General features: G+C 66.1%; 22 protein-coding genes. 16 read left to right on the top strand and 6 right to left on the bottom strand.

Features of this window, described 5'->3' with window-relative positions; genetic code table 11:
* Window positions 1–11: 11 nt before the first annotated feature.
* The 3 genes from QA649_RS07615 (at window position 12) to QA649_RS07605 (ending at window position 4,065) form a co-directional block, all read left to right on the top strand.
* Window positions 12–1,571, top strand: coding sequence for a winged helix-turn-helix domain-containing tetratricopeptide repeat protein (locus QA649_RS07615; RefSeq protein WP_283023640.1), 1,560 nt, complete (start codon window positions 12–14; stop codon window positions 1,569–1,571).
* Window positions 1,572–1,713: 142 nt separating this feature from the next.
* Window positions 1,714–3,195 carry an EAL domain-containing protein gene (locus QA649_RS07610; RefSeq protein WP_283023639.1) on the top strand — a complete coding sequence of 494 codons (1,482 nt, stop codon included), beginning with the start codon at window positions 1,714–1,716 and terminating at the stop codon, window positions 3,193–3,195.
* Window positions 3,196–3,210: 15 nt separating this feature from the next.
* Window positions 3,211–4,065, top strand: coding sequence for a TIGR01459 family HAD-type hydrolase (locus tag QA649_RS07605; RefSeq protein ID WP_283023638.1), 855 nt, complete (start codon window positions 3,211–3,213; stop codon window positions 4,063–4,065).
* 187 nt (window positions 4,066–4,252) lie between these two features.
* On the opposite strand, the gene QA649_RS07600 is transcribed toward QA649_RS07605, so the two are convergent.
* Window positions 4,253–4,648: a response regulator gene (locus tag QA649_RS07600; protein ID WP_007596883.1), complete on the bottom strand. Its 396-nt coding sequence runs from the start codon at window positions 4,646–4,648 to the stop codon at window positions 4,253–4,255.
* 231 nt (window positions 4,649–4,879) lie between these two features.
* Here QA649_RS07600 and QA649_RS07595 point away from each other — a divergent pair, with 231 nt between their 5' ends.
* The 7 genes from QA649_RS07595 to arfB all read left to right on the top strand — a co-directional run bounded on the left by QA649_RS07595 (window position 4,880) and on the right by arfB (window position 13,914).
* Complete coding sequence (locus tag QA649_RS07595; RefSeq protein WP_283023637.1) at window positions 4,880–5,851, top strand: bifunctional riboflavin kinase/FAD synthetase; 972 nt, start codon at window positions 4,880–4,882, stop codon at window positions 5,849–5,851.
* A 202-nt stretch (window positions 5,852–6,053) separates the two neighbouring features.
* The gene (gene ileS / locus QA649_RS07590) at window positions 6,054–9,062 is read left to right on the top strand and encodes an isoleucine--tRNA ligase (RefSeq protein ID WP_283023636.1); all 3,009 of its coding nucleotides are present in this window, start codon (window positions 6,054–6,056) and stop codon (window positions 9,060–9,062) included.
* A 7-nt stretch (window positions 9,063–9,069) separates the two neighbouring features.
* Complete coding sequence (lspA, locus tag QA649_RS07585) at window positions 9,070–9,564, top strand: signal peptidase II (RefSeq protein ID WP_283023635.1); 495 nt, start codon at window positions 9,070–9,072, stop codon at window positions 9,562–9,564.
* Between the two features lie 95 nt (window positions 9,565–9,659).
* On the top strand, window positions 9,660–10,388 hold the full coding sequence (locus QA649_RS07580) for a hypothetical protein (RefSeq protein ID WP_283025988.1): 729 nt from the start codon (window positions 9,660–9,662) through the stop codon (window positions 10,386–10,388).
* Window positions 10,389–10,593: 205 nt separating this feature from the next.
* Complete coding sequence (locus QA649_RS07575) at window positions 10,594–11,985, top strand: pitrilysin family protein (protein ID WP_283023634.1); 1,392 nt, start codon at window positions 10,594–10,596, stop codon at window positions 11,983–11,985.
* Entirely contained in the window at window positions 11,982–13,352 is a 1,371-nt protein-coding gene (locus QA649_RS07570; protein WP_283023633.1) for a pitrilysin family protein, read from the top strand. The genes QA649_RS07575 and QA649_RS07570 overlap by 4 nt, the downstream gene beginning before the upstream one ends.
* Before the next feature lie 145 nt (window positions 13,353–13,497).
* The gene (arfB, locus tag QA649_RS07565; RefSeq protein ID WP_283023632.1) at window positions 13,498–13,914 is read left to right on the top strand and encodes an alternative ribosome rescue aminoacyl-tRNA hydrolase ArfB; all 417 of its coding nucleotides are present in this window, start codon (window positions 13,498–13,500) and stop codon (window positions 13,912–13,914) included.
* A 60-nt stretch (window positions 13,915–13,974) separates the two neighbouring features.
* On the opposite strand, the gene QA649_RS07560 is transcribed toward arfB, so the two are convergent.
* Entirely contained in the window at window positions 13,975–14,283 is a 309-nt protein-coding gene (locus QA649_RS07560) for a hypothetical protein (protein WP_283023630.1), read from the bottom strand.
* 304 nt (window positions 14,284–14,587) lie between these two features.
* Here QA649_RS07560 and QA649_RS07555 point away from each other — a divergent pair, with 304 nt between their 5' ends.
* The 4 genes from QA649_RS07555 to QA649_RS07540 are packed head-to-tail and all read left to right on the top strand — an operon-like array spanning window position 14,588 to window position 17,558.
* Window positions 14,588–14,974, top strand: a complete 387-nt coding sequence (locus QA649_RS07555; RefSeq protein ID WP_283023629.1) for a c-type cytochrome — start codon at window positions 14,588–14,590, stop codon at window positions 14,972–14,974.
* Window positions 14,975–15,370, top strand: coding sequence for a VOC family protein (locus QA649_RS07550; protein ID WP_283023628.1), 396 nt, complete (start codon window positions 14,975–14,977; stop codon window positions 15,368–15,370).
* A gap of 42 nt (window positions 15,371–15,412) precedes the next feature.
* Entirely contained in the window at window positions 15,413–15,961 is a 549-nt protein-coding gene (locus QA649_RS07545; protein WP_283023627.1) for a gluconate 2-dehydrogenase subunit 3 family protein, read from the top strand.
* 28 nt (window positions 15,962–15,989) lie between these two features.
* Window positions 15,990–17,558: a GMC family oxidoreductase gene (locus QA649_RS07540; protein WP_283023626.1), complete on the top strand. Its 1,569-nt coding sequence runs from the start codon at window positions 15,990–15,992 to the stop codon at window positions 17,556–17,558.
* Window positions 17,559–17,781: 223 nt separating this feature from the next.
* Here QA649_RS07540 and QA649_RS07535 read toward each other — a convergent pair whose 3' ends face one another.
* Complete coding sequence (locus tag QA649_RS07535; protein ID WP_183242904.1) at window positions 17,782–18,099, bottom strand: ribbon-helix-helix domain-containing protein; 318 nt, start codon at window positions 18,097–18,099, stop codon at window positions 17,782–17,784.
* A 238-nt stretch (window positions 18,100–18,337) separates the two neighbouring features.
* Between QA649_RS07535 and mutL the strand changes: the two genes are divergently transcribed.
* Entirely contained in the window at window positions 18,338–20,152 is a 1,815-nt protein-coding gene (gene mutL / locus QA649_RS07530) for a DNA mismatch repair endonuclease MutL (RefSeq protein ID WP_283023625.1), read from the top strand.
* A gap of 106 nt (window positions 20,153–20,258) precedes the next feature.
* Here mutL and rsmD read toward each other — a convergent pair whose 3' ends face one another.
* Together rsmD and QA649_RS07520 are read right to left on the bottom strand one after the other, a co-directional pair.
* Window positions 20,259–20,813, bottom strand: a complete 555-nt coding sequence (rsmD, locus tag QA649_RS07525; RefSeq protein ID WP_283023624.1) for a 16S rRNA (guanine(966)-N(2))-methyltransferase RsmD — start codon at window positions 20,811–20,813, stop codon at window positions 20,259–20,261.
* Window positions 20,814–20,815: 2 nt separating this feature from the next.
* Window positions 20,816–22,861, bottom strand: coding sequence for a pseudouridine synthase (locus tag QA649_RS07520; RefSeq protein WP_283023623.1), 2,046 nt, complete (start codon window positions 22,859–22,861; stop codon window positions 20,816–20,818).
* 118 nt (window positions 22,862–22,979) lie between these two features.
* On the opposite strand from QA649_RS07520, the gene QA649_RS07515 reads away from it, so the two are divergent.
* The gene (locus tag QA649_RS07515; protein ID WP_283025987.1) at window positions 22,980–23,438 is read left to right on the top strand and encodes a nucleoside deaminase; all 459 of its coding nucleotides are present in this window, start codon (window positions 22,980–22,982) and stop codon (window positions 23,436–23,438) included.
* Window positions 23,439–23,548: 110 nt separating this feature from the next.
* On the opposite strand, the gene QA649_RS07510 is transcribed toward QA649_RS07515, so the two are convergent.
* Window positions 23,549–24,451, bottom strand: coding sequence for an alpha/beta hydrolase (locus QA649_RS07510; RefSeq protein ID WP_283023622.1), 903 nt, complete (start codon window positions 24,449–24,451; stop codon window positions 23,549–23,551).
* Window positions 24,452–24,517 lie beyond the last annotated feature (66 nt).

Here is a 24,517-nt window from a genome sequence, read left to right as displayed (position 1 = left end):
GAGGGGGAATTGTGACGTTTCAGTTCGAGGATTTCCTGCTCGACCCCGAGCGCCGCGAATTGCGGCACGCGGACACGCTCGTCGCGCTCGAACCGCAAGTGTTCGATCTGCTGACCTACCTCGTCCGCAACCGCGAACGCGTGGTGACGCGGGACAACCTGCTCGATGCGATCTGGAACGGCCGCGTCGTCTCGGAATCGACGCTGACGAGCCGGATCAACGCAGCGCGCCGCGCGGTCGGCGACAATGGCGAGGAGCAGCGGCTGATCCGCACCGTCGCGCGCAAGGGCGTGCGGTTCGTCGGCGCGGTGACCGAGCTGGCCGGCGCCGCCAGACCGGCTGGGCCAGACGAACCGCCCGCGCCGCCGACGGGTCTGCCGCTGCCCGATCGCCCCGCGATCGCGGTGCTGCCCTTCACCAACATGAGCGGCGAGGCCGGGCAGGACTATTTCTCCGACGGCATCAGCGAGGACATCATCACCGCGCTGTCGAAGCTGCGCTGGTTCTTCGTCATCGCGCGCAACTCCTCCTTCATCTACAAGGGCCGCACGGTTCATTTGCGGCAGGTCGCCGAAGAGCTCGGCGTGCGCTACGTCGTCGAGGGCAGCGTCCGCAAGGATGGCGAGCGCGTCCGCATCACGGCGCAACTCAACGACGTCGCCACCGGCAGCCATCTCTGGGCCGAACGCTACGACCGCGAGCTCGCCGACGTCTTCGCCGTCCAGGACGAGATCACCGAGGCGATCGTCGCCGCGATCGAGCCGCAGCTCTATGCCGCGGAGAATTTTCGCGCCCAGCGCAAGCCGCCCGACAGCATGGATGCCTGGGACCTCGTCATGCGCGCGCTCTCGCACTACTGGCGCGTGACGCGGCAGGATCACGTGGTGGCCCAGGCCCTGCTCGAAAAGGCCATCGCGCTCGACCCCACCTACGGCAAAGCGCTCGGCCTACTCGGCACCAGCTACATGTTCACGGCGCATATGGGCTGGATGGACATGGCCATCGCGATACCCGCCGCCGAGCGCGCGGCGCGGGCCGCGATCCGCGCTGACGACGAGGACGCCTGGGCGCACAACGCGCTCGGCCACGTCCATCTGTTCGCGCGACGGTTCGAGGACTCGCTGGCCGAGTTCGAGACCGCGCTCCGGCTCAATCCGAACTTTGCGCTGGCGCAGGGCTATCATGGCCTGGCGCTCGGCTATTGCGGCCGCTGGCAGGAGGCGGACGAGGCGGCGCGCCGGGCGATCCGCCTCAGCCCGCGCGATCCCTATGCCCCGGTCTATTTCGGCATCGCCGCCTATGCGCGTTTCCTCGGCGGCGACGACGAGGAGGCCATCCGCCTGGCGCAGGAGGCCTTGCGCCAGCGCAGCGACTTCGTCGGCGCACACCGGGTGCTGACCGCGGCCGCCGGCATGGCCGGGCATCGCGAGGTCGCCGCGGCGGCCTTGAGGGAACTGCGCCGCGCCCAACCGAACGTCTCGCTCGCCTGGATCGCCGAGTTCATGCCGATCAAGCTCGCCCATGACCGCGAGCGCTACCTCGAAGGCTTTCGCCGGGCTGGCCTCACTTGAAGTCCGAACAGGCCGCTATCCCCTCGAATCAACAATGATGTTAAGCTCATGCGGCTTGGGGGAGCATGAGGCGTGACGGGTTCGCAAACTGGCCCGTGTTTCCCCGGGTGAGGCTGTCAGCTCTTGAGGCGTAACGCGCGGCATGATTCGCATTTCGACGATCTTCATCGCCATCTGCATGGTTCTGGTCGCGGCTTCGCTCGGGCTGGTGCTCTACGCGGTCGCCGGCATCAGCGGAACCGAATCCGCGATCGTGGCGCTGACCGCGCTGACCTTCCTGATCCTCTACAACGCGGTGTCGATGCGGCTGCGCGACCGCAGCGACGTCGGCGGCCAGATCGCCGATCTCTCCCGCGGCACGGCCGACCTCGCCCGCCAAGTGGCGGAGTTCGGCCGCCGGCTGGCGGCGATGGAGGGGCGCATCGCCTCGTCCAACTCGACCAATTCCGACCGCATCCAGTCGGTGGTCGGCGAGATCAACGAGCTCGGCGGCCTGGTCAGGCAGCTCGCTTCCACCGTATCGGCGCATGAGGACCTGCTGGCTGGTGCCGCGCCTGGGCCTGCGGCAGCGCAGGTGGCGAGACCGGAGCCGGAAGCGCCGATCGACCTGATCGCGCCGTTCGAGGAGCGACAGCCCGCGCCGCCGCCGCTTTCCCCCGCGCCTCCCGTGGTGCAGCCGCGGCCGGCGGTTCAGACCCAGACCGTCAATGCGGTCCAGGCCGCCAACGGACGCAACCAGACCCAATTGCTGGCGACGCTGCGCAACGCGATCGACGAGAACCGCATCGACATCTTCCTCCAGCCGATGGTGACGCTGCCGCAGCGCAAGGTGCGGTTCTACGAAGCGGTGACGCGGGTGCGCGATGAGCGCGACCAGCTGATCGCTGCCGAGGATTTCATCAGCATCGCCGAGGCCTCGGGGCTGATCGGGCGCATCGACAACATGGTGATGCTGCGCTGTGTGCAGGTGCTGCGGCGCCTGATGGTGCGCAACAAGGATGTCGGCGTGTTCTGCAACGTCGCGGCCTCCACGCTCGGCAATTCCACCACCTTCGCGCAATGCCTCGACTTCCTCGAGGCCAACCGGGCGCTGGCACCATCGCTGGTGCTGGAATTCAAGCAGTCGACCTTCCGCAATCTCGGTCCGGCCGAGACCGAGAACCTCGCCGCGCTCGCCCAGCGCGGTTTCCGCTTCTCGATCGACCATGTCACGGATCTCCGGATCGAGCCGCGCGAGCTCGCCGACCGCGGCGTGCGCTTCATCAAGGTGCCGGCCACGTTGCTGCTCGACCCCAGGCAGGCCTCAACCTCCGACATCCACCCGTCCGACCTCTCGGACCTGCTCGGCCGCTTCGGCATCGACCTGATCGCCGAGCGGATCGAGGGCGAGCGCGCCGTGGTCGATTTGCTCGATTATGACGTGCGGTTCGGCCAGGGGTTCCTGTTCGCGCCGCCCCGGCCATTGCGGCCGGAGGGGGCATCTGCTACCGGCGGGGCCTCGCCGAACCTGGCGCAGGACACTCAGGGACCCAATGGCTCCGGCACACAAAGCTCAGGCGCGACGTCTTCGGCGCCTCCGCCCCAGCGTATCACCGGCAACGCGGCGCTCGCGCGCCGCATCTGATCGGCCGCGCGCGTCATGACCACGCTGCATTTCGCCGAAAGCCTGCGCGAGCTCGTGGGCGGGGTCGATGTCGTGCTCAGCGACATCTGGGGTGTCGTTCACAACGGCCTCGAATCCTTCCCCGAGGCCTGCGAGGCGCTGCACACCTATCGCAGCCGCGGCGGTACGGTGATCCTGATCACCAACGCGCCGCGCCCGGCCGACTCCGTGCAGCGGCAATTGCGCAAGCTCGGTGTTGCCGACGAGACCTATGACGCGATCGTGTCGTCGGGCGACCTGACCCGACTCTATGTCGCCGAGCATCCCGGCCGCAAGATGTTCTGGCTCGGCCCCGAGCGCGACAATTCGATCTATCGCGGCCTCGATGCGAAAACCGCTCCGCTGGAAGAAGCCGACTACATCGTCTGCACCGGCCTCTATGACGACGAGACCGAGACCGCCGAAGACTATCGCGGCATGATGTTGAAGGCGCGCGAGCGCAAGCTGACGCTGGTCTGTGCCAACCCCGACATCGTGGTGGAGCGCGGCGACCGGCTGATCTATTGCGCCGGCGCGATCGCGGAGCTCTACCGCGAGCTCGGCGGCGAGGTGATCTTCTACGGCAAGCCGCACCGCCCGATCTACGAGCGCGCCATGGCGCTGGCAGGCGAGCGCCAGGGCCACATGATCGACCGCAGACGCGTGCTGGCGATCGGCGATTCCGTCCGCACCGACTTAACTGGCGCGCGCGAATTCGGCATCGACTGCCTGTTCGTCACCCGCGGCATCCATGCCGAGGAGTTCGAAGGCCTCGACCAGCTCGACCCGGCCTCGGTGATGGAATTGTTCGGCCACCCGCCGAAGGCGCTGATGCGCGAATTGAAGTGGTGATGACCTAACTTCTGTCATTCCGGGGCGCGCGAAGCGCGAACCCGGAATCTCGAGGTTCTCAGGTGCGCAACTGCGCACCATAGTTCGCCCTTCGGGCGCCCCGGAACGACGGCGGATAACGCCGAATGCCCGGGACAAGCCCGGGCATGACGATCTCTACAGATAGCTGTTTGTGGTCAGGCGACGCTTACGCGCTCGCCATGTCCGGGAAGACCGCCTCGATCTTGGTCTTCAGCGTCGCCGCGTTGAACGGCTTGACGATGTAATTGTTCACGCCGGCCTTCTTGGCCGCGATCACGTTCTCGGTCTTCGATTCCGCCGTGATCATGATGAAGGGCGTGGTGGCGAGGTTCGGGTCCGCGCGCACTTCGCGCAGCAGGTCGTAACCCGTCATCGGCTCCATGTTCCAGTCGGAGATCACGAGCCCGTACTTCTTGCCGCGCATCTTGTTCAGCGCCGCCGAACCGTCGCTGGCATCATCGATATTCTCGAAGCCAAGCTGCTTCAGCAGATTCCTGATGATTCGGATCATGGTGCTGTAGTCATCAACCACCAGAACCGACATCGACAAATCAACCGCCATCTCGACTCCCCCAACGCATACCCAGGAATATTACGATCGGACCTGCCAGGCGGGAGGCCCGTCCAGTTCCACGTTCCAAGGACTAGCACCAAGGCGTTAAACAGCCCGTTAACTGGGGGCGCCCCCGAAGAATTGTAATCCTGCTCAACTAGGCCCTCCTCCCCCGCTTGACTTCATCGGGCGGGTCGCGCCACGGTCCCGGCCGGTTCCGCCGGCTCGAGAATTCCCCTGATGGCCCCGCAATTTACCGTTGTTCGCGACACCACGCCGGATTCCGCTATTCCCCGGGGCGCCGTGGTCGCCATGGGCAATTTCGACGGGGTTCACCTCGGCCACCGGGCCGTCATCGCGGCCGCGCTGGAAATGGGCCGGACGCATGGCCGCCCTGCGCTGGCGTTGACCTTCGAGCCGCATCCGCGGCGGTTTTTCAGCCCCAACACCCCGCAATTCCGCCTGACGGACGAGCGGGCCAAGCTGCGGCTTCTGGCCGGCACCGGGCTCGCCGGCGCCGTGGTCATGACCTTCGACAAGGCAAGGGCCGGCACCAGCGCACAAGACTTCATTCACCATGAGCTGATCCGGCGCCTTGGCGTCAGCGGCATCGCGGTCGGCTACGACTTCCATTTCGGCAAGGGAAGGGTCGGCTCGCCGGGCCTGCTTGTGAACGAGGCACCCCGGCTAGGCATCGAGGTCGACGTGCAGCCGCATGTCGATATCGACGAACGGCCGGTGTCCTCCAGCGCCATCCGGATCGCGCTCGCCGAAGGTCAGCTCGACGAGGCCACCACCATGCTGGGCGCGCCCTGGTTCATCACCGGCGAGGTGATCCATGGTGAGAAGCGCGGCCGCGACCTCGGTTACCCCACCGCCAACATCCGCCTGGACGCCAATTGCGGTCTCAAGCACGGCATCTATGCGGTGCGGGTCGGCCGCGGCACCGAGCGGCTGGACGGGGTGGCCAGCTTCGGCCGCCGCCCGACCTTTGATAATGGCGCGCCCCTGCTCGAAATCTTCCTGTTCGACTTCAAGGGCGACCTCTACGGGCAGACGCTGGACTGCGCGTTCGTCGGCTTCATCCGCGAGGAGCTGAAATTCGACAGTCTGGAGGCCCTGATCCGCCAGATGGACGACGATTCCGCCCGCGCCCGCACGATCCTGGCCGCCGCCCCGGACGCGTTTCCGCGGCTCGGTATCGTCGACTGAGGCCGAAACGGGCCCGCCGGACCTTTGCGCTTCCTCCGCCCGGCTGCTATGGAGAGCCCATGTTTGCGCGGCGCATCATAGGGATTAGCGGCCCGGCTTCCGCCTGAGCTTTTGGCTCGGCGCAAGACCGGGATTTCGTCGTTTCACCCCCGCGATTCCATGTCGCCATCCGTTCCCGCGCCCTTCCGAGCCAGTCAGCCTCATGTCCGAAAAGCCGCAAAAGTCCCAGAAGTCTGAAGTCAACGACTATTCCAAAACCCTGTACCTGCCGCAGACCGAATTCCCGATGCGCGCCGGCCTGCCGCAGCGCGAGCCGGAGATCCTGAAATACTGGAACGACATCGGCCTCTACGACAAGCTGCGCAAGGAGGCAGAGGGGCGCGACAAGTTCGTGCTGCATGACGGGCCGCCCTACGCCAACGGCAACATCCATATCGGGCACGCGCTGAACAAGATCCTCAAGGACGTCGTGACCAAGAGCCAGCAGATGCTCGGTTTCGACTCCAACTATGTGCCGGGCTGGGACTGCCACGGCCTGCCGATCGAATGGAAGATCGAGGAGGAGAACTACCGCAAGAAGGGCAAGCAGAAGCCCGATTTCCGCGACTCCACTGCGATGGTGGCATTCCGGAAGGAATGCCGCGCCTATGCGACGCACTGGATCAACGTGCAGCGCGAGGAGTTCAAGCGCCTCGGCATCATCGGCGACTGGGATCATCCCTATCAGACGATGAGCTATCCCGCCGAAGCGCAGATCGCGCGCGAGCTGATGAAATTCGCGGCCAACGGCACGCTGTATCGCGGCTCCAAGCCGGTGATGTGGAGTGTGGTCGAGAAGACCGCGCTGGCTGAAGCCGAGGTCGAGTACGAGGACTACACCTCGGACATGGTCTGGGTGAAATTCCCGGTCACCTCGCCCGCGCATGGCGTGCTGGCCTCCGCCAGCGTCGTGATCTGGACCACCACGCCCTGGACGCTGCCGGGCAACCGGGCCATCTCGTTCTCGCCGAAGATCGCCTACGGCCTCTACAAGGTGACGGATGCGCCTGCGGATAATTGGGCCAGGAACGGTGATCTCCTGATCCTGGCCGACGCGCTCGCGGCGGACGTGTTCAAGCAGGCGCGCGTCACGGCTTACGAGAAGGTGCGCGACATTCCCGGCGACACGCTGGATGCCGTCGAATGCGCCCATCCCCTACGCGGGCTCGGCGGCGGCTACGAGTTCGTCGTGCCGCTGCTCGCCGGCGAGCATGTCACCGACGACACCGGTACCGGTTTCGTGCACACCGCGCCGAGCCACGGCCGCGAAGACTTCGACGTCTGGATGGCCAACACCCGCGAGCTCGATACGCGCGGCATCCCGACCGCGATCCCCTACACCGTCGACGAGAACGGCGCCTACACCGCGCAAGCCCCCGGCTTCACCGGCAAGCGCGTGCTCAACGACAAGGGCGAGAAGGGCGATGCCAACGAGGCCGTGATCCAGGCGCTGATCGAGCGCGGCAAGCTGCTCGCGCGCGGCCGCCTCAAGCACCAATATCCGCATTCGTGGCGCTCGAAGAAGCCGGTGATCTTCCGCAACACGCCGCAATGGTTCATCGCGATGGACAAGGACATCAGCGAGGACGGCCACGCGAAGAAGGGCGACACGCTGCGCGCCCGCGCGCTGCATGCGATCTCGGTCACGCAATGGGTGCCGCCGTCGGGCGAGAACCGCATCAACGGCATGATCGCCAACCGTCCGGACTGGGTGATCTCGCGCCAGCGCGCCTGGGGCGTGCCGATCGCCGTGTTCGTGCGCGAGAAGGCGGACGGCTCGGCCGAGATCCTGCAGGACGAGATCGTCAACCAGCGCATCACCGAGGCCTTCATGGAGGAAGGCGCCGACGCCTGGTACATGGACGGCGCCCGCGAGCGCTTCCTGGGATCGCGCGCGAACGAGGACTGGAAGAAGGTCGACGACATCTGCGACGTCTGGTTCGATTCCGGCTCCACGCACGCCTTCGTGCTCGAGGATCGCCAGAACTTCCCGCAGCTCGGCAACATCGTCCGCAAGGTCGACGGCGGCAACGACACCGTGATGTATCTCGAAGGCAGCGACCAGCACCGCGGCTGGTTTCACTCCTCGCTGCTGGAAAGCGCGGGCACGCGCGGCCGCGCGCCCTACGACATCGTGCTCACCCACGGTTTCACGCTCGACGAGAACGGCCGCAAGATGTCGAAGTCGATCGGCAACACCGTCGAGCCGCAGAAGGTGATCAAGGATTCGGGCGCGGACATCCTGCGCCTCTGGGTCTGCGCCACCGACTATGCCGACGACCAGCGCATCGGCCCGGAGATCCTGAAGAACACCATCGAGACCTATCGCAAGCTGCGCAACACGGTCCGCTGGATGCTTGGAACGCTGCATCACTTCAAGCCGAGCGAGAAGGTCGCTCATGCCGAGATGCCGGAGCTCGAACGGCTGATGCTGCACGAGCTTGCCAAGCGGGCCGCCGTCATTCGTACGGCTTACACGGCCTTCGACTACAAGACCGTCGTCGCCACGCTCTCCGCTTTCCTGAACAGCGAGCTGTCGGCGTTCTACTTCGACATCCGCAAGGACACGCTGTATTGCGATCCGCCGTCCTCGCCGGCGCGCAGGGCGGCGCTGACGACGATCGATCTGTTGTGCGAGTCCGTCCTGAAGTGGCTCGCTCCGATTCTGAGCTTTACCGCCGAGGAGGCCTGGCGGATGTACAGGCCGAAGGCCGAACCGTCGGTCCATCTCACGGTGTTCCCCGATGCAATGGACGCATTCCTCGACGACAAGCTCGCCGCGAAATGGGAGATCATTCGCGACGTCCGCCGCGTCGTCACCGGCGCGCTCGAGCTCGAACGCGCCGCCAAGAACATCGGCTCCTCGCTCGAGGCCTCGCCGGTGATCTATGTCGCCGACCGGACCATGCTGATGACGCTGTTCGACACCGATCTGGCGGAGGTCTGCATCACCTCGAATTACGAGGTGCGCGAGGGCGAGGCGCCGGCTTCGGCGTTCCGTCTCGATGCCGTGCCCGGCGTCGCCGTCGTGGTCGAGAAGGCGGTCGGCACCAAATGCGCGCGCTCCTGGAAGATCTCGCCGACGGTCGGCGAAGACCCCGAATATCCCGACGTCACCCCGCGCGACGCTCAGGCGCTGCGCGAATGGAAGGCGCTGGGGGTGAGCGTCTGATGCCGGCATGACCCCCCTCCGCGCCGGCATCCTCTCGGCCGTGGTCACGGTCATCCTCGACCAGGCTTCAAAACTCTGGCTGCTGAACGGATTCGACCTCGCCCGGCGCGGCGTGGTGAGGGTGACGCCGTTCTTCGACCTCGTGCTGGCCTGGAACATCGGCATCAGCTTCGGCTGGCTCCAGAACGACGGCCAGGCGGCGCAGATCGCGCTGATGGCGGTCAAGGCCGTTGCGGTGGTCGCGCTGGCGATCTGGATGGCCCGCTCGCACACGCTGCTCGCCACGGTCGCGCTCGGCCTGATCATCGGGGGCGCCATCGGCAACGGCATCGACCGCCTGGCCTATGGCGCGGTGGTCGATTTCGCCCTGTTTCACATCGATATCGGCGGAAATACCTATAATTGGTACGTGTTTAACCTCGCGGACGTGGCCATCGTTGCTGGGGTGGCAGCGCTATTGTATGATTCCTTCCTGGGGGTACCCGCCGCAAAAGCGCCCTGATCCCGGCCGATACGACCGGCACGTGGAACCTTGCTTTTGCGAGGGTTAAGCCGCTTGCGAGCGGCAAACTGCCACAATTTGGAACAGGTACAGTGATGCGCAGCTCGAAGACCAGCGGTTCGATGGTTCGAGATCCCCGGGCGGGGTTCTGGCAGGCATTGAAATTATCCGCCGTTGCGCTCGGCATCGGTCTCGTCATGTCGGCAGGCGCGGCCCGCGCCGGTGACGACGGCGACGATGAAGACGACATGACCTTCGAAGAGAAGCTCATCGACAACCTGATGTCCGGCATCGGCGCCAAGAGCATGGAAAAGAAGGGTATCGAGTACCGCGAGCGTTCGCCGCTGGTGGTGCCGCCGAAGCTCGACCTGCCGCCGCCCGCCGGAACCGAAGCCAAGAATGCGCCGAACTGGCCGAAGGACCCCGACGAGAAGCGCCGCAAGGAGGCCATCGCCCAGCGGAAAAAGGCCGTCAAGGCGACGGAGAACTGGCAGGCCGCCCAGCCGCTGACGCCCGCCGAGATGAAGGCCGGCCAAGTCGCCGCCCCGGAGCGCACGAGCAACGATCCGATCCAGCCGGGCACCAACGGCAACCCCTCGCTCAGCCCCGCGCAGCTCGGCTACTCCGGTGGTCTGTGGAACATGATGAAGGGCGGTAACAGCTCCGAAGAGAAGAAGTTCACCAGCGAACCGCCGCGCCAGTCGCTGGTCGAGCCGCCGCCCGGCTACCAGACGCCGTCCCCGAACTACGCCTATGGCGCCGGGCCGGACAAGTCGCGGCGGACCTACTTCGACATCATGTCGGGCAAGGACAAGGAACAATAGCGTTCCTCGTCAGTCGCATCATTCCGACAGACGCCAAGCCGGCGCCGGCGGCTCCTGCACGCCGGACGCGGCCTATAGATTGCCTATCAGTAACTTGCCTACGCGTTGAGTTCTCTGCTTCGTGACGCGAAGCCTCAGCCGCACGGTATACCATGCCGTGCCTTCCGAGCCGGACATCCGGGCTCGGCCTGTCATAAGGATCATGATGTCCGCTAACCGATCGGCTGCCTGCCTCCTTGCCGCGCTGCTTTCGACCAGTGTCCTGTCGGCCGGCACCGCCGTTGCCCAGACCACGGTGACATCGGCACCACCCGCCAGCTTCACGCTTCCCAACGGCCTCCAGGTCGTCGTGATCCCGGATCACCGCACGCCCGTGGTCACGGAGATGATCTGGTACAAGGTCGGCTCGGCCGACGAGACGCCGGGCAAATCCGGGCTCGCACATTTCCTCGAGCACCTGATGTTCAAGGGCACCTCGAAGCATCCGGTCGGCGAGTTCTCCCAGACCGTGCTCCGCGTCGGCGGCAACGAGAACGCCTCGACCTCGGTCGACTACACCAACTACTACCAGCGCGTGCCGAAGGAGCAGCTGCCGACCATGATGGAGTTCGAGGCCGATCGCATGACCGGCCTGATCCTCAAGGACGAGAACGTGCTGCCCGAACGCGACGTGGTGCTCGAAGAGTACAACATGCGCGTCGCCAACAATCCCGAGGCACGGCTCAACGAGCAGATCATGGCCGCGCTCTATCTCAACCATCCCTATGGCCGGCCGGTGATCGGCTGGCATCAGGAGATCGAGAAGCTCGATCGCGAGGACGCGCTGGCCTTCTACCGCCGCTTCTACGCGCCGAACAACGCGATCCTGGTCATCGCCGGCGACGTCGAGGCCGCCGACATCCGTCCGCTGGTCGAGCGCAATTTCGGCTCCATCCCGGCCCAGCCCGCGATCCCGGCACGCCGCGTCCGCCCGCAGGAGCCCGAGCCCGCCGCCCCGCGCACCGTCACGCTGGCCGACCCGCGCGTGGAGCAGCCGAGCCTGCGCCGCTATTATCTGGCGCCCTCCGCAACCACGGCCGCAGCCGGCGAGAGCGCGGCCCTCGACGTGCTGGCGCAGCTGATGGGCAGCGGCAGCAACTCCTATCTCTACCGCGCGCTCGTCGTCGACAAGCCGCTCGCAGTCTCCGCCAGCGCCAGCTATTCGAGCATCTCGCTCGACCCGACCCAGTTCGCGATCTCCGCCGCGCCCAAACCAGGCGTCAGCTTCGCCGACGTCGAGCAGGTGATCGACGGCGTCATCGCCGACATCGCGCAGAACCCGATCCGCGCCGAGGATCTGGAGCGCGTGAAGACCCAGCTCATTGCCGAGGCGATCTATGCCCAGGACAATCAGGCCGTGCTGGCGCGCTGGTATGGCGGTGCGCTGACCACGGGCCTGTCGATCGAGGACATCAGGAGCTGGCCCGACCGCATTCGCGCGGTCACCGCCGAGCAGGTGCGCGCAGTTGCGCAGAAATGGCTCGAGAAGAAGCGCTCGGTGACGGGCTATCTGATCAAGGACACTGCAGCCGCCAAGCGCGAGGAGAAGCGTTCGTGACCTATCCCTTCCTTCGCGCAAGACACTTCGCACTGTCCCTCGCCACCGGCGCGGCGCTCGCGCTCGCCACGGTCTCGCCGTCGCAGGCGGCGGCAAAGATCCAGCGCCTGGTTTCGCCCGGCGGCATCGAGGCCTGGTTCGTGCAGGACGCAACCGTACCGCTGATCGCCATGGAATATTCCTTTGCCGGCGGCTCAGCGCAGGATCCCAAGGACAAGTCGGGCGTCGCCAATCTGGTCGGCGACCTGCTCGACGAAGGCTCCGGCGATCTCGACTCCAAGACCTTCCACGAGCGGCTCGACCGCCGCGCCATCGAGCTCTCCTTCAGCGCCAGCCGCGACAGCTTCCGCGGCAGCCTGCGCATGCTGCGCGACAACAAGGACGAGGCCTTCGACCTGCTCAGGATGGCGCTGACCTCGCCGCATTTCGACACCGCCGATGTCGAGCGCATCCGCTCGCAGGTTCTCTCCGGCCTGCGCCGTGAGACCACCAACCCGTCATCGCTGGCGAGCCGCAAGTTCCTGGAGGTCGCCTTCGGCGATCATCCGTACAGCCGCCAGAGCAACGGCGCGCTGGACAGCGTGCCGACCATCACGGTCGCCGACCTCAAGGACTATGTCGGCCGCGTGCTCGCCAAGGACGGGCTGAAAGTCGCTGTCGTCGGCGACGTCGATCCGGCGACCCTCGGCAAGCTGCTCGACCACACCTTCGGCAGCCTGCCCGCCAAGGCCAATCTCGTGCCGGTACCCGACGTCGACGCGACCAAGCCGCCGCAGCGCGCCTTCGTGCCGCTGGACGTGCCGCAGACCGTGATCACCTTCGGCGGCCCCGGCGTGAAACGCAGCGACCCCAACTTCATGGCGGCCTACGTCGTCAACCACATCCTCGGCGGCGGCGGCTTGTCCTCGCGGCTCTATCGCGAGGTCCGCGAGAAGCGAGGCCTCGCCTATTCGGTGTTCGAATCCCTGCTCTGGATGGAACATTCGGCGGTCTTCATCGGCAATACCGGCACCCGCGCCGACCGCGCCGGCGACACCATCGACGCCATCGAGAAGGAGGTGCGCCGGATCGCCGAGGAGGGTCCGACGCAGAAGGAGCTCGACGAGGCCAAGTCCTACCTCAAGGGCTCGCAGATGCTGGCGCTCGACACCTCATCCAAGCTGGCGCAGGCGCTGCTGCAGTACCAGCAGGACAAGCTGCCGATCGACTATATCGAAAGGCGCAATGCCATCGTCGATGCGGTGACCCTGGATGATGCCAAGGCGGCCGCCAAGCGGCTCTGGGGCCAGGGCCTGCTGACGGTCGTCGTCGGCCGCGCCCCACAGGCCGCCGCGCAGCCCGCGGCCACGGCGCCCAAGTCAAATTAGCAAGTCCAACTAGCAGTCGAACTGACCGCATCTCCATACGCTTCCTGAAATGGCCGGGCTCGCCCCGGCCATTTGCGTTTTCCATGAGCGCCATTGCCGAACCTGGACGTCCGCGATATGTCCGGGCATCACGAATGGTGCCATCATGCTGCGGATATCCCGCGATCTCGTCATCGACGAGGACGACATCGAGATCGGCTTCGTCCGCGCCTCCGGCCCGGGCGGGCAGAACGTCAACAAGGTCGCGACCTCGGCCCAGCTGCGCTTCGACACGCGCAAGCTGACCTTGCCCGAGGATGCAGCGATCCGGCTCGCCCGCATCGCCGGCCAGCGTATGACCAAGGACGGCGTCATCGTGATCCACGCCCAGCGCTTCCGGACCCAGGAGCGTAACCGCCAGGACGCCATCGACCGCCTCGTGGAAATCCTCAAGGAGGCCATGGTGCGGCCAACGCCGCGGCGCGCGACGCGGCCGACCTTCGCCTCCAAGCAGCGCCGGCTCGAAGGCAAGAAGCGCCGCAGCGACGTCAAGGCGGGGCGCGGCGGCCGCTTCGACGACTAGTTGGCACGGCAAAAAACTCCGGCCGCAAGGCGACCGGAGTTTTGCCGTTTCACCCGCTGACTAGTAGCGCTTGGACGGGGCTGCGCCGCCAGTCGCGGCATCGTCGGCCGTTCCCTTGTGCGCAGCGCTGCCCGTGGTGCCGACCGCGCCCTTCGTTCCTTTGCTCGACTTCATGCCGGTCTTCTCGCCCGCTGCGCCCGGCTGAGCATCCATCTCCTCATCGCCGCTGCCCATCGTGCTGCCTTGCATGGGCTTGCTTTGCACGGTGCCGCCAGGCCTCGCGCCGGACGACGTCCCTTGCGCGAGAACGGGCGTCGCAACGAGGGCCGCGAGAGCGCATGCGATTGCAGAGGTCTTCACCAACTTCATCCATTATCTCCTGGATTTTTTTCGCGATGAACGGTTCGGCTGCCTTCTGCGCCGTTCGCCTGCACCGGACCGGTTCATCGCGTAGAGAGTTCGAACGGCGCGACCGCCATGCAATGCGCACGGTGTGGTGATCGTTTAGGGATTTGACGGCGCTTTCGCGGAATTGTGCTCCGCATATAAGGCGGCGCGGAACACCACACGCCACAAGCATCTCCGCGCGCAGCGAAACAGCCCGCTACTACCACCGCATGTTTGGCCGCGCCTAGTGTTTGCGCACGGTGATGTCGATGGCGGATTCTTGGCGATGCGCGTGGTCGTGCTGGGATTGTGCACCGCGATGGTGCTGTTGGTCAGGGTTGCCGATGCGCAGATGCCGTTGCCGGCCGCAAAGCCGCCGGATGGTGCCACATTATTCAAGCAGCAATGCGCGGTGTGTCACACCTTGAGCCTGTCGGAGCCGATGCGGCAAGGCCCGCCCCTGGTCAAGGTCGTCGGCCGGCCCGCCGGCAAGGCCGAAGGCTTCCACTATTCGGACGGCCTCGCCAAGGCTGATTTCAAGTGGGACGAGACCCGGCTCGATGCGTGGCTGGCCAATCCGCAAGCCGTCATTCCCGGCGTGATCATGGCCTACCGGCAAGCCAAGCCGGAAACCCGCGCCGCCATCATCGCCTTTCTCAAGGAGCAGAACTGAGTGGCAAAGCCAGTCCATTCCATGATCCGCGTGCTCGACGAGGCGCGCTCACTCGACTTCTACAGGCGCGCCTTCGGCCTGGAGGTCGCCGACCATCTGAAGTTTTCCGACTTTGCCCTGATCTATCTGCGTCACCCCTCCTCACCTTTCGAGGTGGAGCTGACGGTGAATTTCGATCGCAAGGAGCCGTACGCGCTCGGCGACGGCTACGGCCATCTCGCCGTGGTGGTCGAGGATCTCGATGCCGAGCATGCACGCTTCGAGCGCGAGAAGCTCGCACCGGGACCCCTGCGCGACTTCAAGCACGACGGCCGGACGCTGGCGCGCTTCTTCTTCGTCAGCGATCCCGACGGCTACAAGATCGAGGTGATCCAGCGGGGCGGACGCTTCGGCTGATCACATCACAAAATCCAAATCACAAAAATCCGGAGGAATGCCATGAGAGAAGTCGATCGTCGAAGCAAGCACAGCCGCCGCGTCTTTCTCAAGGGCGCGGCGACCGCCGTGCCGGTCGTAACGGTCGCGACCAGCGTCGCCGTCAGCATCGAAGGCGCCTGGGCCGATGATGCGAGCGCGCTCTCGCCCGCGACCATGAAGACGCTGCTGAAGGTCGCGCGCGACATCTATCCGCACGATGTCCTCGGCGACAGCTATTACATCACCGCGATCAAGCCGTGGGACGGCAAGGCGGCAAAGGATCCCGCCGTCAAAGCGCTGATCAGCGACGGCATCAGCCGGCTCGACCAGAACGCGCGCGATCGCCACAAGGTCTCTTATGCCGAGGTGCCATGGGAAGCCGACCGCGTTGTGCTGCTGAAGGAGATCGAGGGAAGCGACTTCTTCCAGAAGGTGCGCGGCGACCTCGTCGTCTCGCTCTACAACCAGAAAGAGGTCTGGCCGCGGTTCGGCTACGAGGGCTCCTCCGCCGAGCATGGCGGCTACATCAATCGCGGCTTCGCCGACATCGACTGGCTGCCGAAGGCTTAAGCTCACCCAACGGTTCAGGAGAACGCATATGGCCAAATTCGATCTGAACGACTCCAGCGTTGTGGTGATCGTCGGTTCCGGTGCCGGCGGCGGCACGCTGGGCAACGAGCTCGCGCAGAAGGGCGTCAAGGTGGTGATCCTGGAAGCAGGTCCGCGCATCGAGAACCAGGACTTCGTCAACGACGAGTGGGAGAGCTTTTCCCAGCTGGCCTGGACCGACGCGCGCACCACGTCAGGGACGTGGCGCGTCGCCAAGGATTTTTCGGGCCTGCCCGCCTGGATCGTGAAGGCGGTCGGCGGCTCCACGACACATTGGGCCGGCGCCTCGCTCCGCTTCGACGAGCACGAGTTCAGGGTGAAGAGCACCTATGGCAACATTCCCGGCGCCAACCTTTTGGACTGGCCGGTGACGCTTACAGAGATGGAGCCATGGTACGCCAAGGCCGAGAACAAGATGGGCGTGACCCGCACCAACGGCATTCCCGGACTTCCCGGCAACAACAACTTCAAGGTTCTGGAGGCCGGCGCGAAGAAGCTCGGCTACAAGACCGTGCACACCGGCAACATGGCGATCAACAGCCAGCCGCGCGACGGTCGCGGCGCCTGCCAGCAGATCGGCTTCTGCTTCCAGGGCTGCAAGTCGGGCGCGAAATGGTCGACGCTCTACACCGAGATCCCCAAGGGCGAGGCGACCGGAAATCTCGAAGTCAGACCCAGCAGCATGGCGGTCAAGATCGAGCATGATTCCAGCGGCAAGGTGACCGGCGTCGTCTATGCCGACGAGACAGGCGCCATGCAGCGCCAGAAGGCGCGCATCGTTGCGGTGGCCGGCAACTCGATCGAGAGCCCGCGGCTGCTGCTCACCAGCGCCTCGACCATGTTCCCCGACGGCCTCGCCAATTCATCGGGACAGGTCGGCCGCAACTACATGCGCCACATGACCGGCAGCGTCTATGCCGTGTTCGAGAAGTCGGTGCACATGTATCGCGGCACCACCATGGCCGGCATCATCCGCGACGAAGCCGCCAACAACCCGAAGCGCGGCTTCGTCGGCGGCTACGAGATGGAGACGCTGTCGATCGGCCTGCCCTTCATGGCGGCGTTCCTCAATCCCGGCGCCTGGGGCCGTTCGTTCACGTCGGCGCTCGACGGCTATCCCAGGATGGCCGGCATGTGGCTGGTCGGCGAGGACATGCCGCAGGAGACCAACCGCATCACGCTCGACCCCGTCGTGAGGGACAAGTTCGGCCAACCGGTCGCAAGCGTGCATTTCGACGATCATCCCAACGACGTCGCGATGCGCGCGCACGCCTACAAGCAGGGTGCGGCCGTCTACGACGCCGTCGGCGCCACCGTGACCTATCCGACGCCGCCTTATCCGAGCACGCACAATCTCGGCACCAACAGGATGAGCGAAAAGCCGCGCGACGGCGTGGTCAACAAGTTCGGGCAGAGCCACGACATCAAGAACCTGTTCGTCTCCGACGGCAGCCAGTTCACCAGCGGCGCGGCCTGCAATCCGACGCTGACCATCGTCGCGCTGGCGATCCGGCAGGCGGATTACATTGCGGGGGCGATGCAGAAGAAGGAGATCTGATCGTACGCTCTCCCCGTCATTGCGAGCGAAGCGAAGCAATCCAGATTGCCGGCGCGGAAAGATTCTGGATTGCTTCGTCGCAAGTGCTCCTCGCAATGACGACGTGGAGGGAGTCCCCGTAGCCCGGATGGAGCGCAGCGTAATCCGGGGCCGTCGCCGCTTGTGGCACAAATCCCCGGATTGCGCTGCGCTCCATCCGGGCTACGCACCTTTGTTGGGACAGCTATTCGGCCGCGTCGAGAATTGGCGCGACGGTCGCCTTGAAATCCTGGACCGGGGTGACGCTCCGGGACCGATAGATCAAGCACGAGCAGCGCAACAGCGAAGCGAAATTGTTGACCTCGCCGTGATGGTCGAGCACCTCGTTGTAGAGCGTGGTCAGGAACTTGCCGAGGCTCATGCTCTCCTTGGCCGCGATCTCCTCCAGCGTGTCCCAGAATGCCATCTCCAGCCGGATCGAGGTGCAATGCCCGCCGATCCGTAACGACCGGGTCTGGGATTCGTAGTCGCGTTGGGGCTGATGCGCGAAGAGATGGCACATGGCGTCCTCCCGTCCTGTTGCCATTTTTTCACGATGCTACACGTCTGCCCGGCACCCCACAATCAGAACGGTTACCGAAAGCCGCGTCATCCGGGTTGCGCGATTTTCTCGAACGGCCAATGTCTTCAATGTGATAGACAGGCCTCTTCCCCAGATCACCACACGGCTGTTGCCCAACACATGCTTTTGACGCAACACGGCCTAGAATAGCGCTGTCAGCGAATCCAGATTCGAGCCCATGCCCGTCCGCCAGCTTCCAGAACAGGTCGTCAACCGCATCGCCGCCGGCGAGGTGGTCGAGCGGCCCGCGAGCGTGGTCAAAGAGCTGGTCGAGAACGCCATCGATGCCGGCGCGAGCCGGATCGACGTCTTCACCGATGGCGGCGGGCGGCGCCGGATCGGCATCACCGACGACGGCGGCGGCATGACCGCGAAGGACCTGTCGCTCGCGGTCGAGCGCCATGCCACCTCCAAGCTCGACGACGAGGATCTACTCCAGATCCGCACCCTCGGGTTCCGCGGCGAGGCGCTGCCCTCGATCGGCTCGGTCGCGCGTCTCTCCATCACCACGCGCCACGCCAGCGAGCCGCACGCCTGGGCGCTTACCGTCGAGGGCGGCGAGAAGTCCGAGATCATGCCGGCCGCGCTGGCACATGGCACGCGCGTCGAGGTTGGCGACCTCTTCTATGCGACGCCGGCACGGCTGAAATTCCTGAAGACCGACCGCACCGAAGCGGAAGCCATCCGTGAGGTGGTGCGGCGCCTCGCCATGGCGCGGCCCGACGTCGCCTTCACGCTCGCGGGCGAGGAGCGCGCGCCGGTGACCTGGGCCGCTGCCCTGCCCGGCGGCGCCGGCCGCCTGACGCGGCTCGGCGATATCTTAGGGGCTGAATTCCGCAGCCATGCCATCGAGGTCCATGCCGAGCGCGAAGGCGTCGTCGTCGCCGGCTATGCCGCGGCGCCCGCGCTGACCAAGGCCAACGCGCTCGGGCAATATCTCTTCGTCAACGGCCGCCCGGTGCGCGACAAGCTGATCCTGGGTGCGGTGCGCGCGGCCTATTCCGACTATCTGCCGCGCGACCGTCATCCGGTGCTGGCGCTGTTCGTCACGCTCGACCCGCGCGAGGTCGACGCCAACGTGCATCCGGCCAAAACCGAGGTGCGCTTCCGCAATGCCGGCCTCGTGCGCGCGCTGATCGTACACGGATTGAAGGAAGCGCTGGCGCGCGAGGGCCGGCGCACCGCCGCCAACAGCGGCGAGAGCGCGCGGTCCTCGTTCCGCCCCGCGTTCACGCCACAGCGCCCGGCGAGCTGGGACTGGCGCGCCTCGCCATCCGCCCCGGTCGCGCCGATGCCGTCATTCGACGGCGCAGCTGCGCCGGCTTTCGCCGAACGCGCGCAGGCCGCCTTCGATGTCGGCGCGCCCAGCGCGGATGTGCGGATCGAGACGCAGCCGGTGGCTGACTTGGTTGACCGCCCACTCGGCGCGGCGCGCACGCAGATCCACGAGACCTACATCGTCTCGCAGACCCGCGACGGCCTCATCATCGTCGACCAGCACGCCGCGCATGAGCGTATCGTCTACGAGCGGCTCAAGGCTTCGCTCGCCGCAAACGGTGTGCAGCGGCAGATCCTTTTGATCCCCGAGATCGTCGAGATGGACGAAGCCACGGTGGAGCGCCTGCTGGAGCGCAGCGAGGAGCTTGCCTCGTTCGGCCTTGCCATCGAATCCTTCGGCCCCGGTGCGGTCGCCGTGCGCGAGACACCGTCGCTGCTGGGCAAGACCAATGCGGGCGGGCTCTTGCGCGATCTCTCCGAGCACATGGCCGAGTGGGACGAGGCGCTTCCTCTCGAACGCCGCCTGATGCACGTCGCCGCCACCATGGCCTGCCACGGCTCGGTGCGCGCCGGCCGTCGGCTGCGGCCGGAAGAGATGAACGCCCTGCTCCGCGAGATGGAGGACACCCCGAACTCCGGCCAGTGCAATCACGGCCGGCCGACCTATGTCGAGCTGAAGCTGAGCGACGTGGAGAAGCTGTTCGGGCGGAGGTAAAAGTGCCGTAGGGTGGGCAAAGCGAAGCGTGCCCACCACCTTTCACGATCATGGAGAGCTGGTGGGCACGGCGCGTTGCGCCTTTGCCCACCCTACGGCAGCGAGACTACGGCTTCCTCAAAAACACAAACTCCGTATCATCGTACGCCCGCCGCTCCAGCTCCTCGAACCCTTCCGGCGTCACGAACTGCGCGGCCTTCGCCTCTTCCACCACCAGCAGCGCGCCCGGCGTGAGCCAGCCGCCGTCGCGCAGACTCGCCAGCGCCTTGTCCGCAAATCCCTTGCCGTAGGGTGGATCGAGGAACACCAGCGAGAACGGCTCGACAGGATGCGCGGGACCGAGATCGGTCGCATCGCGGCGATAGACTTTGGTCACGCCGCCGAGGCCGAGCGACTCGACATTATTGCGCAGCAGCGCCCGCGCTTCCGCGCCATTGTCCACGAACAGCGTGAACTTCGCGCCGCGTGACGAAGCTTCGATGCCGAGCGCGCCGGTGCCGGCGAAGAGATCGAGCACGCGCGCATCTTGAATCGGATCGTCATAGGCGTGCACGAGGATGTTGAACACGGACTCGCGCAACCGGTCCGCCGTGGGGCGAATGTCGCGCGAGGACGGTGAGGCGAGATTGCGCCCCTTCAACCTGCCGCCGACGACGCGCAAGGCTAGTCCTCCCGCGGCGTCAGGTCGCGCTTGCCGTGATAGCCACGCTTGGGACGGCGCGGCGGGCCGTAGCCGTTCGCCTCCATCTCGTTGCGCTCGCGCGCCTCCTCGCTGCCGGTGCGCTGCACCAGCACGCGGCGGCCCTTGCTGTCGTTGATGACGGCGCGCTTCATCGGCTTCTTCGGCGCATCGTCGCCGCGCCCGGCGGATTTCGACGGCACGTCGAACTCGGCGCCCGACTTCTCGATCACCTTGTCGCCGAGCTGCTCGCGCAGCACGCGCGACTTGATCTCGTCGACCTGGCCTTCGGGGATCTCGCCGAGCTGGAACGGGCCATAGGAGACGCGGATCAGCCGGTTCACCTCGAGCCCGAGATGGGCGCAGACGTTGCGGACCTCGCGGTTCTTGCCTTCGCGGATCGCGAACACCAGCCAGACATTGGCGCCCTGGTCGCGCTCCAGCGTCGCCTCGATCGGACCGTATTTGACGCCCTCGATCTCGATGCCATTCTTGAGCTCGTCGAGCTGCGCCTGGGTGACGTCGCCATGGGCGCGGACGCGGTAGCGGCGCAGCCAGCCGGTGTCGGGGAGCTCGAGCGTGCGCGCGAGGCCGCCGTCATTGGTGAGCAGCAGCAGGCCCTCGGTGTTGAAGTCGAGCCGGCCGACGCTGATCAGGCGCGGCAGGCCTTCGGGCAGGTTGTCGAACACGGTCGGACGGCCTTCCGGGTCGTCATGCGTCGTCATCAGCCCGCGCGGCTTGTGATAGAGGAACAGCCGCGTGCGCTCGCGCGGCGGCAACGGCTTGCCGTCGACCAGGACGACGTCGTTCGGCGTGATGTCGAGCGCCGGCGAGTTGATGACGCGGCCGTTGACGGTGACGCGGCCCTGCGTGACCATTTCCTCGGCGTCGCGGCGCGAGGCGAGCCCCGCACGCGCCAGCGCCTTGGCGATGCGCTCGCCGGCCTTCTTCGGCTTCGGCGCTTCGTCGCGACGCGGACGGCCCTCGAAATCACGATCGCGCTCACGATAGGCGCCGCGGCCACCGAAGGCGGGACGCTTCTCGAAGATCCGGCTGTCGTCCTCATTGTCGCGACGCGGACGGTCGCGGAAGCGGCCTTCGCTGCGCGGATGCTCCTGCCAGTCCATGCGGCCTTCCGGCCGCTGACGCGGGCGATCGAATTTCGGACGGTCACCACGTTCGCTGTCATGGTCACGGGGCCGATCGAATTTCGGCCGATCGCGGAACGGACGATCGCCAGACGCGCGATCATCGCGCGAGCGCGAGAAGCGCGGACGGTCCTCGCCGCGGCCGCCCTCGCGACGATCGTCGCGCTTCTGCCAGGGCTTGTCCTCGCCGCGATCGCGACCGCCAAAATCCTTGCGCGGCCCACGATCCGGTCCGCCACGCGAAAATTTCCGGTCCTCGAATTTGCGTTCGGGACGCTCGCCGCGAGGCGCGCGATCACCGCGATCGAAATTCGGGCGGTCTCCACGCGGCTTGAAGCTGCGCTCGCCACGATCCTCGCGCGGCCCGCGGTCGCCGCCGCGCGAAAACTTCCGCTCGCCGTCGAACTTGCGCTCCGGCCGGTCGCCACGCGGCGCATAGGGCCGCTTGTCGCCGAACTTCTTGTCTCCGGTCCGGCCGGCGGGGCGGGAATCATCGCGATCCCTGCGCGGCGGACGGTCGTCGCGCCCATAGGACGGACGATCACCACGCGGCTTAAACGACCGCTTCTCGCCATCACGCGCGCCGCGATCGGAGAACGGACGATCACCGCGTGGCTTGAAGCTGCGCTCACCGCGCTCCTCACCGTCGCGCTTGAAGCGCGGACGGTCGGAAAAATCGCGGCGCGGGGCATCGCCGTCCTCGCGGCGGCGGAAGGGGCGGCCCTCGCGACCCTCGCGGGGCGGCCGGCTGTCGCGATCCCCCTTGCCCTCGAAGCCGCGCTTGGCGAACTTCTTCTCGGGGCCACGCGGCTTGCCGCTACGGCCCTTGGCCGGGCCTCGCCGGCCGCGGGAATCGTTGTCTTTGTCGCTGTCGCGAGGCATGAATAATCTCACTCAGGGGTGGCGCGAGGGCATTATGCGCGCTCGTTCCGAGCCGCATGCTCAGGCAAAACCGGTATTCACTCTTGCTGAAGGCGGAGCTACTAGCAGGTTTCTGGCGATGATACGAGGCTTGAAAGCCCCCTCTTTCATGGATTTGGCGCTTCTGACGGCCGAAAATGCCGGAAAAGCGGGCGAAGTTCCGATCGGATGCGTGGTGGTCCGCAATTCCGAGGTCATCGCCACCGCGGCGAACCGGACGCTGACCGACCATGACCCCACCGCCCATGCCGAGATCGTGGCGCTGCGCGAGGCGGCGAAAAAGATCGGCAGCGAGCGCCTGGTCGACTGCGACCTCTACGTGACGCTGGAGCCCTGCACCATGTGTGCGGGCGCGATCTCCTTTGCAAGGGTCCGCCGGCTCTATTACGGCGCGGCCGACCCCAAGGGCGGCGCGGTCGAGTCAGGCGTGCGCTTCTTTGCCTCGCCCACCTGCCACCACGCGCCGGACGTCTATTCCGGCGTCGGCGAGAGCGAGGCGGCGCGGCTGCTCAGGGAGTTTTTTCGGGAGCGAAGGTAGGCCCCTGCACCCTCCCCGTCATTGCGAGCGTAGCGAAGTAATCCAGCGTCTTTCCGCGGAGACAGCCTGGATTGCTTCGTCGCAAGGGCTCCTCGCAATGACGAGGTGGATCAAGCCGAGAAAAACTCCCGCAGCGCCTTCGCGGTCACATCGGGGTTCTCCTCGGTGAGGAAGTGCCCCGAATCCACCGGCATGCCGTCCACGTTCGTGGCCCATTGCTTCCACGTGTCGAGCGGGGTCGCTGCGGCCTGGGCCACGCCGGCATTGCCCCACAGCGCCAGCATCGGCACCGTGATCTTCTTGCCGGCCTCGAAATCGGCCTTGTCGAGGTCGTAGTCGAAATAGGCGCCGGCGCGGTAGTCCTCGCACATCGCGTGCACGCGGGCGGGATCGCGGAACGGGGCGATGTAGTGCTCGAGCGCGCGCTCGTCGATCGCATCGAGCGTCTTTGATTTGGTCTGGCTCGCCATCTTGAAGCGCAGGAAGAACTCGCCATTGCTCGATATCAGCGTCTCCGGCAGCGGCGCGGGCTGGGCGAGGAAGGTCCAGTGATAGATCTTCAGCGCATAGGCGCGGTTCATCCGTTCCCAGTAATTATAGGTCGGCAGGATATCGAGCACCGCCAGCTTCGACAGCCGGCCGGGATGGTCGAGCGCCAACCGATAGGAGACGCGGCCGCCGCGGTCGTGGCCGGCGAGCGCGAAGTGCACGTGGCCGAGCTGCTCCATCGCCTCGACCATGGCCTTGGCCATCGCGCGCTTGCTGTAGGGCATGTGCAGCGCATCGCTCGCGGGCATGTCGGACCAGCCGTAGCCCGGGAGGTCGGCGATGATCAGCGTGAACCTGTCGGCAAGCTCGGGCGCCACGCGGTGCCACATCACATGCGTCTCGGAGAAGCCGTGCAGCAGCAGCAGCGGCGGGCCCTCGCCGCCGACGCGGGCGAAGATGCGGCCGAAGGAGGTGTTGATCCACTCGGAGGCGAAGCCGGGATAGAGGTCGGCGAGATCGGACATCTTTCTGCATCCTTGTCTGGTCGTTGCCGGGGCCCCCCGACAAAAAAATGTCGAAAACAACCCCAT

The organism is Bradyrhizobium sp. CB1717, from assembly GCF_029714325.1.
Taxonomy (GTDB): Bacteria; Pseudomonadota; Alphaproteobacteria; order Rhizobiales; family Xanthobacteraceae; genus Bradyrhizobium.
Note: the sequence above shows the minus strand (reverse complement) of the source record. Positions and strands in the feature narration are given on the sequence as shown.